This window comes from Inhella crocodyli (assembly GCF_004004565.1).
GTDB classification, from domain to species: Bacteria; Pseudomonadota; Gammaproteobacteria; order Burkholderiales; family Burkholderiaceae_C; genus Inhella; species Inhella crocodyli.
The window spans coordinates 1-6,112 of record NZ_SACM01000007.1 but is presented as its reverse complement, the minus strand read 5'-3'; the positions used below and the strand labels follow the sequence as shown (position 1 = coordinate 6,112).

Genomic DNA, 6,112 nt, shown 5'->3' with positions numbered 1-6,112 from the left:
GTGCAGTTGGCGCTGAGGGTAGACCGGGTGGCGTGAGGCGTGGAGTTGGGGGCCCAAGAGATGGGGGGAGTCTGGAGCGGGGTTCCTCCTTTTGGGGGGCTTTCTTGGGCATGTGGAGCGCGAGATGCTTGGCCCCATGAACTCGATCCAAGCCCCCAAGCCCCTGCAGTGCCGCGTCGAGCGCCGCGCGCGCCCGCGGCCGATCAACCTGCACAACCGCGCCGAGCTCTACGGCCTGGAAGTCAGCGAAGTCGACTGGGAAGAATGGCGCTTGTGCCTCGAGCTGTTGCCCGTGGACCGGTTTCATCGCGCCCGCTGATGCTTGCCCTGGGCAAGCTGGTCCGCCAATCTCACCTTGACGGCGAAGACTCGGGTGTCAGGCCTCAATCGGCCATGAGCCGTTCCAGCCTCTGAGCCCATCGGGCCACCGGACGACTGAGATCGGCCGACGTGACGACGTTGAGCAGGAACCAACCTGCCCACCCCCTGTCTACCCATCCCCTGTTTGCCCCTGGTTTTGCCGCATCCAGCCCAGGGAATACCTCTGACAAGCAGAGCGTAAATAACAAAACCCCCACCGATATCTCGATGGGGGTTTTGAGGGGTAAATAGCTTGACGATGTCCTACTTTCACACGGGCAATCCGCACTATCATCGGCGCTGAGGTGTTTCACGGTCCTGTTCGGGATGGGAAGGGGTGGGACCACCTCGCTATGGTCGTCAAGCTTGACTTGTCGGCTGCAAGCAATCGGCTTGCAACCCAATTCATAGAGTCTCTATCAGCAACTTGGATTGCGTCTTCAACTTGAAGAACGACTTACACAGCCTCGACTGATGTCAAGGTTATAGGGTCAAGCCTCACGAGCAATTAGTATCAGTTAGCTTAACGCATTACTGCGCTTCCACACCTGACCTATCAACGTCCTGGTCTCGAACGACTCTTCAGGGGGCTCAAGGCCCCGGCAAGACTCATCTTGAGACGAGTTTCCCGCTTAGATGCTTTCAGCGGTTATCTCTTCCGCACTTAGCTACTCGGCAATGCCACTGGCGTGACAACCGATACACCAGAGGTGCGTCCACTCCGGTCCTCTCGTACTAGGAGCAGGCTCTCTCAATCTTGCAGCGCCCACGGAAGATAGGGACCAAACTGTCTCACGACGTTTTAAACCCAGCTCACGTACCTCTTTAAATGGCGAACAGCCATACCCTTGGGACCGGCTACAGCCCCAGGATGAGATGAGCCGACATCGAGGTGCCAAACACCGCCGTCGATATGAACTCTTGGGCGGTATCAGCCTGTTATCCCCAGAGTACCTTTTATCCGTTGAGCGATGGCCCTTCCATACAGAACCACCGGATCACTTTGTCCTAGTTTCCTACCTGCTCGACTTGTCAGTCTCGCAGTCAAGCACGCTTATGCCAATGCACTATCAACACGATTTCCGACCGTATTTAGCGTACCTTCGAACTCCTCCGTTACACTTTGGGAGGAGACCGCCCCAGTCAAACTGCCCACCATACACTGTCCCCAACCCGGATCACGGGCCAAGGTTAGAACCTCAAACACACCAGGGTGGTATTTCAACGTCGGCTCCATGCGAACTAGCGTCCGCACTTCAAAGCCTCCCACCTATCCTACACAGATCTGTTCAAAGTCCAATGTAAAGCTACAGTAAAGGTTCATGGGGTCTTTCCGTCTTTCCGCGGGGAGATTGCATCATCACAAACATTTCAACTTCGCTGAGTCTCTGGAGGAGACAGTGTGGCCATCGTTACGCCATTCGTGCAGGTCGGAACTTACCCGACAAGGAATTTCGCTACCTTAGGACCGTTATAGTTACGGCCGCCGTTTACTGGGACTTCAATCAAGAGCTTGCACCCCATCATTTAATCTTCCAGCACCGGGCAGGCGTCACACCCTATACGTCGACTTTCGTCTTTGCAGAGTGCTGTGTTTTTAGTAAACAGTCGCAGCCACCGATTCTCTGCGACCCCGTTGGGCTCCCCTTGTACAGGTTCACCTACTGAGGGCACACCTTCTTCCGAAGTTACGGTGTCAATTTGCCGAGTTCCTTCTCCAGAGTTCTCTCAAGCGCCTTAGAATACTCATCTCGCGCACCAGTGTCGGTTTGCGGTACGGTCGTCAATAGCTGAAGCTTAGTGGCTTTTCCTGGAAGCAGGGTATCACTCACTTCGTCTGCAAGCAGACTCGTTATCACACCTCAGCTAAGCTCTCCGGATTTGCCTAAAGAGCACGCCTACATGCTTGAACCGGGACATCCAACACCCGGCTGAGCTAACCTTCTCCGTCCCCACATCGCACTATTGATCGGTACAGGAATATTGACCTGTTTCCCATCAGCTACGCATCTCTGCCTCGCCTTAGGGGCCGACTCACCCTACGCCGATGAACGTTGCGTAGGAAACCTTGCGCTTACGGCGAGGGGGCTTTTCACCCCCTTTAACGCTACTCATGTCAGCATTCGCACTTCTGATACCTCCAGCAGGCTTCACAACCCACCTTCACAGGCTTACAGAACGCTCTCCTACCACGCACATTGCTGTGCATCCGCAGCTTCGGTAACTGGCTTAGCCCCGTTACATCTTCCGCGCAGGACGACTCGATCAGTGAGCTATTACGCTTTCTTTAAATGATGGCTGCTTCTAAGCCAACATCCTGACTGTTTTAGCCTTCCCACTTCGTTTCCCACTTAGCCAATTTTGGGGACCTTAGCTGGCGGTCTGGGTTGTTTCCCTCTTGTGTCCGGACGTTAGCACCCGGTGCACTGTCTCCCAAGCTGTACTCATCGGTATTCGGAGTTTGCATAGGTTTGGTAAGTCGCCATGACCCCCTAGCCTAAACAGTGCTCTACCCCCGACGGTAATACTTGAGGCACTACCTAAATAGTTTTCGGAGAGAACCAGCTATCTCCAGGTTTGTTTAGCCTTTCACCCCTATCCACAGCTCATCCGCTAGTTTTGCAACACTAGTCGGTTCGGACCTCCAGCACCTGTTACGGTACCTTCATCCTGGCCATGGATAGATCACCTGGTTTCGGGTCTACACCCAGCGACTAAATCGCCCTGTTCGGACTCGGTTTCCCTTCGCCTACCCTACTCGGTTAAGCTCGCCACTGAATGTAAGTCGCTGACCCATTATACAAAAGGTACGCAGTCACCCTTGCGGGCTCCTACTTTTTGTATGCATGCGGTTTCAGGATCTATTTCACTCCCCTCCCGGGGTTCTTTTCGCCTTTCCCTCACGGTACTTGTTCACTATCGGTCAATTACGAGTATTTAGCCTTGGAGGATGGTCCCCCCATATTCAGACAGGATTACACGTGTCCCGCCCTACTTGTCGTACGCTTAGTTCCACAGATTGCATTTCTCATACAGGGCTATCACCTACTATGGCCGGACTTTCCATTCCGTTTTGATATGCAGACTGCTAAAACGTACAGGCTCCTCCGATTTCGCTCGCCACTACTTTCGGAATCTCGGTTGATGTCTGTTCCTCGAGCTACTGAGATGTTTCAGTTCACCCGGTTCGCCTTGCATGCCTATGTATTCAGCATGCAATACCGCTCGCGCGGTGGGTTTCCCCATTCGGAAATCTCCGGATCAAAGCTAATTTGCCAGCTCCCCGAAGCTTATCGCAGGCTATCACGTCCTTCGTCGCCTGTAATTGCCAAGGCATCCACCACATGCACTTAGTCACTTGACCCTATAACGTTGACATCGCTGACTGCAGATGTCGTCAAGGACTGTTATGCGTTCGCCGTTCTTCAATTCGTCTTGAGCCTTGCGGCTCGCAGCGAATGTTTGTTGACGCAATCCAATGCTATGAAGCTTTCGCTTCACAGCGCTGATTTCGACTCTACGAATTGTTAAAGAACAGCAGTCCAGGCATCGCCTGGTTCCTGGCAAACATCAACACCCATCGGATGTTCATGTTTGCCAGCTTCGTGACATTGCGTTGGTGGAGGATGACGGGATCGAACCGACGACCCCCTGCTTGCAAAGCAGGTGCTCTCCCAGCTGAGCTAATCCCCCATCTCGTATCAAGGCCGTGGTGGGTCTGGTTGGATTCGAACCAACGACCCCCGCCTTATCAAGACGGTGCTCTAACCGACTGAGCTACAGACCCACGCCTGTCCCAGTGATTGCTCACCAGTTCAATCGCTTGTCACTGCTGTGTCTTTGCAGCCGATAAGTGTGGGCGCATCAAAGTTGAGTCTTTGATTCGACTCGATCTGCTCAATCAGCGTACTGATCAAGTGATCTCGTCATTTTCTAGAAAGGAGGTGATCCAGCCGCACCTTCCGATACGGCTACCTTGTTACGACTTCACCCCAGTCACGAACCCTGCCGTGGTAATCGCCCTCCTTGCGGTTAGGCTAACTACTTCTGGCAGAACCCGCTCCCATGGTGTGACGGGCGGTGTGTACAAGACCCGGGAACGTATTCACCGCGGCAAGCTGATCCGCGATTACTAGCGATTCCGACTTCACGCAGTCGAGTTGCAGACTGCGATCCGGACTACGACCGGGTTTCTGGGATTGGCTCCCCCTCGCGGGTTGGCAGCCCTCTGTCCCGGCCATTGTATGACGTGTGTAGCCCTACCCATAAGGGCCATGAGGACCTGACGTCATCCCCACCTTCCTCCGGTTTGTCACCGGCAGTCTCATTAGAGTGCCCTTTCGTAGCAACTAATGACAAGGGTTGCGCTCGTTGCGGGACTTAACCCAACATCTCACGACACGAGCTGACGACGGCCATGCAGCACCTGTGTTCTGGCTCTCTTGCGAGCACTCCCATATCTCTACAGGATTCCAGACATGTCAAGGGTAGGTAAGGTTTTTCGCGTTGCATCGAATTAAACCACATCATCCACCGCTTGTGCGGGTCCCCGTCAATTCCTTTGAGTTTCAACCTTGCGGCCGTACTCCCCAGGCGGTCAACTTCACGCGTTAGCTACGTTACTGAGAAGAAACCCTCCCAACAACCAGTTGACATCGTTTAGGGCGTGGACTACCAGGGTATCTAATCCTGTTTGCTCCCCACGCTTTCGTGCATGAGCGTCAGTACAGGTCCAGGGAGTTGCCTTCGCCATCGGTGTTCCTCCGCATATCTACGCATTTCACTGCTACACGCGGAATTCCACTCCCCTCTACCGTACTCTAGCTATGCAGTCACAAGTGCAGTTCCCAAGTTGAGCTCGGGGATTTCACACCTGTCTTGCATAACCGCCTGCGCACGCTTTACGCCCAGTAATTCCGATTAACGCTTGCACCCTACGTATTACCGCGGCTGCTGGCACGTAGTTAGCCGGTGCTTATTCTTCAGGTACCGTCATCCTCCCGAGGTATTAACCCAGAAGATTTCTTCCCTGACAAAAGCGGTTTACAACCCGAAGGCCTTCTTCCCGCACGCGGCATGGCTGGATCAGACTTGCGTCCATTGTCCAAAATTCCCCACTGCTGCCTCCCGTAGGAGTCTGGGCCGTGTCTCAGTCCCAGTGTGGCTGGTCGTCCTCTCAGACCAGCTACGGATCGTCGCCTTGGTGGGCCTTTACCCCACCAACTAGCTAATCCGACATCGGCCGCTCTGATAGCGAGAGGTCTTGCGATCCCCCCCTTTCACCCTCAGGTCGTATGCGGTATTAGCTGCTCTTTCGAGCAGTTATCCCCCACTACCAGGCACGTTCCGATGCATTACTCACCCGTTCGCCACTCGTCGCCAGGTTGCCCCGCGTTACCGTTCGACTTGCATGTGTAAGGCATGCCGCCAGCGTTCAATCTGAGCCAGGATCAAACTCTACAGTTCGATCTGTTTCACTCAACGGAATCGAAGTGAACTTCACTTCTATTTCCGTGAGCGCTTCAAGCAAGTCTCCGAATTGCTTCAGAGTGACTCAACTTCAAGCGCCCACGCTTATCGGCTGCAAATTGTTAAAGAACTTTCGCAAAACTCGTCAATTTCTTGACTTTCTTGCGTTGCGCTGTCTGTTGTCAGCAGCGCAGAAGCGAATTATTGCAGCGTTTTGAAGCGACTGTCAACACCTTTCGAAGAAATTTTTTGAAGTCGCCGCTCGCAGCTCGTTCTCTTTCTC

At 53.8% G+C, this 6,112-nt stretch carries 1 protein-coding gene, 2 tRNA genes and 3 rRNA genes; 1 reads left to right on the top strand and 5 read right to left on the bottom strand.

What is annotated here, in order from left to right; genetic code table 11:
- Positions 1-136: 136 nt before the first annotated feature.
- Positions 137-319: a hypothetical protein gene (locus tag EOD73_RS17455; RefSeq protein WP_127684334.1), complete on the top strand. Its 183-nt coding sequence runs from the start codon at positions 137-139 to the stop codon at positions 317-319.
- Between the two features lie 292 nt (positions 320-611).
- Here EOD73_RS17455 and rrf read toward each other — a convergent pair.
- From rrf to EOD73_RS17430, 5 genes are all read right to left on the bottom strand, one after another.
- Positions 612-725: ribosomal RNA gene (gene rrf, locus EOD73_RS17450) — 5S ribosomal RNA — on the bottom strand.
- 122 nt (positions 726-847) lie between these two features.
- A 23S ribosomal RNA gene (locus EOD73_RS17445) occupies positions 848-3,724 on the bottom strand.
- Between the two features lie 253 nt (positions 3,725-3,977).
- Positions 3,978-4,053: transfer RNA gene (locus EOD73_RS17440), tRNA-Ala, on the bottom strand.
- Positions 4,054-4,070: 17 nt separating this feature from the next.
- Positions 4,071-4,147, bottom strand: a tRNA-Ile gene (locus tag EOD73_RS17435).
- 150 nt (positions 4,148-4,297) lie between these two features.
- Positions 4,298-5,826, bottom strand: a 16S ribosomal RNA gene (locus EOD73_RS17430).
- The 16S, 23S and 5S rRNA genes sit together here with 2 tRNA genes alongside, the layout of an rRNA operon.
- Between the last annotated feature and the right edge of the window lie 286 nt (positions 5,827-6,112).

What these genes read in the sequence shown, in the direction of transcription:
- EOD73_RS17455 (WP_127684334.1), top strand. Translation starts at nt 137, where the DNA reads ATGAACTCGATCCAAGCCCCCAAGCCCCTGCAGTGCCGCGTCGAGCGC.